The following is a 2166-nucleotide window of genomic DNA, read 5'->3' on the forward strand; positions in this document are numbered from 1 at the left end:
CCCTGCGGCCCTCCGCGCTGCCGCCCTTTCCGCGGCGTGCGCCCGTGCGCGCCGCGGGGCCGGGCGGGGCGTCAGACCTGGCGGTAGCGGGCCAGGGCGAGTGAGAAGCCGCCGAAGAGAACGAGCCCGACGGCGATGACCGCCAGCAGCCACGGCCCGGCGGGCGTCTCGGCGAACGTGCGCAGCGTGTTGTCCAGCCCCTCCGCCTCGTCGGGGTCGTACTGGACCGCCGCCTGGACGACGAAGACGCCCACCGTGGCGAAGACGAGACCGCGCGCGGTACCGCCACCGACACCGAGCACGTCGATGACCCGCCTGACGGTACCGGACAGGGCGGCCGGCTTGAGTTCCTTGTGGTACTTGCGCAGCAGTGCCTTGCCCCCCGTCCAGACGCCCGCGGCGACGATGGCGACGCCGGCGATGCCCACCAGCCACTGCCCGGCTGGCAGGTCGAACACCTGGGTGGTGGCGTCCTTGGACTGCTTGTCGCTGGAGTTGGAGCTGCTGCTCCGGGCGCCCGCGGCCACGGCGAGGACCGAGAACGCGATGACCACGTAGATCACTCCGCGACCGGCCGATATCAGCCGCTTCGACGGCTTGTGCCCGTCCGGACCCGCGGCGCCGAACGCCGCCTCGGACAGCCGCCACAGCGCCATCCCGGCCAGGCCGATGCCGACGGCCCAGACCAGGACCGAGCCGAAGGGGCGCGCGGCGAGTTCCTGGATCGCGCCGCCGCGGTCGGCTTCCTGGCCGCTGCCGCCGAAGGCGATCCGCAGGGCGATGACGCCCATCAGTACGTAGATCACCCCCCGGGAGGCGAGCCCCCAACGGGCCGCCACGCCCATGGCCTTGCTGTTCGCCGCCTGTCGCGCGCCGCGCTCGGCCTGCTGCCGGCCGCGAGTGACCGATGGTGCGTTCATCGTCCGTCCTCCTTGGTCCCGCCGTCCCTGTATCGGGCGGTGCTCCGCTTGCCCGGGGAGCGCTTTCGAAAACGGGCCGTCAGGCCCAGCGGCGGCTCCCGGAACCGCTCTCGTCCGTCCGGAGACCGGATCCCGCCACCGCGGACGACGGCGTGAAACAGGTACAACCATTCGACGCGCTGAGGAGTCCGGGTGCACGGAGCCCGCACGAAGTGCGGGCGGGCGTGGCGCCGTTGCGACGGCCCGCGTCACGGGCGTGACCGACGGAGGCGCAGTGATACCCACCCGAAGACGGACCCGAAGGACGGCCGCGGTACTGGTGACGGCCGGCGCACTACTGGCGGCCGGGCCGCTGGTCGTTCCCGCGCAGGCGGCGGCCGGACCGTCCGGCGTCAAGGCCAAGGGCGCCTTCCTGCTCGACAGCGGTGCGAACAAGGTGCTGTGGGGCAAGGGAGCCGACACCCGGCGCCAGATGGCGAGCACCACCAAGATCATGACCGCGGCCGTGGTGGTCAGCACCAAGAACGCCCACCTCGACCGGCGGATCACGGTGAAGCAGGCCTACCGCGACTACGTCGCCCGGAACGGCGCCAGCACCGCCGATCTGCGCACCGGCGACAAGCTGACGGCGCGTCAGTTGCTCTACGGGCTGATGCTGCCCTCCGGCTGCGACGCGGCGTACGCGCTTGCCGACGCCTACGGCACCGGATCGACCACGGCGGCCCGTACCAAGTCGTTCATCGCCAAGATGAACAAGAAGGCCGCCCAACTCGGCATGAAGAACACCAGGTTCGACTCCTTCGACGGCATATCCCGCAACGGGTCGAACTACTCCACGCCGCGCGACATGGCCAAGCTGGCGCGCTACTCGCTGGGCAGCAAGAACATCCGCGCGGTGGCGAAGTCCACCAGGGCGGTCCAGAAGGCCACCAACGGCCGGACCTACACCTGGTACAACACCAACCAACTGCTCGGGTCGTACAAGGGCGTCATCGGCATCAAGACCGGAACGGGCAGCGCCGCGGGCCCGTGCCTGGTCTTCGCCGCGACCCGGAACGGCAGGACGGTGGTCGGCGTCGTCCTCAACAGCCAGGCCCGCTATCCGGACGCGACCCGGATGCTCGACTGGGCCTTCAAGCAGAAGACCGCCTCCCGCCTCACCCTCCGTCCGCTTCCCGCCGGAGCGGAACGCGACTGATCGACGCCCGGTGCGGCCGGCGACGGCCGCACCGGGTGGTACCGGGGG

The 2166-nt window shown here is 71.5% G+C and carries 2 protein-coding genes; one reads left to right on the plus strand and one right to left on the minus strand.

Going from position 1 to position 2166, the window contains the following annotated elements; all coding sequences use genetic code 11:
- Nucleotides 1-71: 71 nt before the first annotated feature.
- Nucleotides 72-920: a DUF1206 domain-containing protein gene (locus tag ACYVE9_RS24055; RefSeq protein ID WP_461029992.1), complete on the minus strand. Its 849-nt coding sequence runs from the start codon at nucleotides 918-920 to the stop codon at nucleotides 72-74.
- A 319-nt stretch (nucleotides 921-1239) separates the two neighbouring features.
- On the opposite strand from ACYVE9_RS24055, the gene ACYVE9_RS24060 reads away from it, so the two are divergent.
- On the plus strand, nucleotides 1240-2118 hold the full coding sequence (locus tag ACYVE9_RS24060; protein ID WP_461029993.1) for a D-alanyl-D-alanine carboxypeptidase family protein: 879 nt from the start codon (nucleotides 1240-1242) through the stop codon (nucleotides 2116-2118).
- The last annotated feature ends 48 nt before the right edge of the window (nucleotides 2119-2166 follow it).

Source organism: Streptomyces sparsus, assembly GCF_054776295.1.